1 pseudogene is annotated in these 592 nt (G+C 50.3%); it reads left to right on the top strand.

What is annotated here, in order from left to right:
• Positions 1–592 (top strand): annotated as a pseudogene (locus tag R7093_RS26650) (glycine dehydrogenase (aminomethyl-transferring)); the annotation flags it as partial.

The raw sequence follows: 592 nt of genomic DNA, 5'->3' as shown, positions 1-592 counted from the left end.
CATCGAAGTGGTAAAAACGCGTGCTAAATTCATCGGTTTTGAAGTGCTAGTTGGCTCTTTAGAATCTCTACCAGAGCAAGACGTATTCGGCGCGCTGGTTCAATACCCAAGCACAACGGGTGAAGTTCGTGATCTAACGGACATCATCGCGAAAGCACAAGCAAACAAAACGCTTGTTACTGTTGCGACTGACCTGCTTGCTTCTACCCTATTGAAACCTGCTGGAGAAATGGGCGCAGACGTCGCAATCGGTTCAGCTCAGCGTTTCGGCGTACCAATGGGTTACGGCGGTCCACACGCGGCATTCATGGCAACTCGTGACAAACACAAACGTACAATGCCAGGCCGTGTTATCGGTGTTTCTATCGATGCAAAAGGCAACCAAGCACTTCGTATGGCAATGCAAACTCGCGAGCAGCACATCCGCCGCGAAAAAGCGACATCAAACATCTGTACCGCTCAAGCGTTACTAGCAAACATGGCATCTTTCTACGCGGTTTACCACTGTGCAGAAGGTCTACGCACCATTGCTCGTCGCACACACCACATGACTGCCATCCTTGCTGCTGGCCTAACAAAAGGCGGCTTTTAA

It is taken from the genome of Vibrio sp. 1580 (assembly GCF_033340055.1).
The sequence above is the reverse complement of the archived record's forward strand: the minus strand, read 5'-3'. Positions and strand labels throughout refer to the sequence as shown.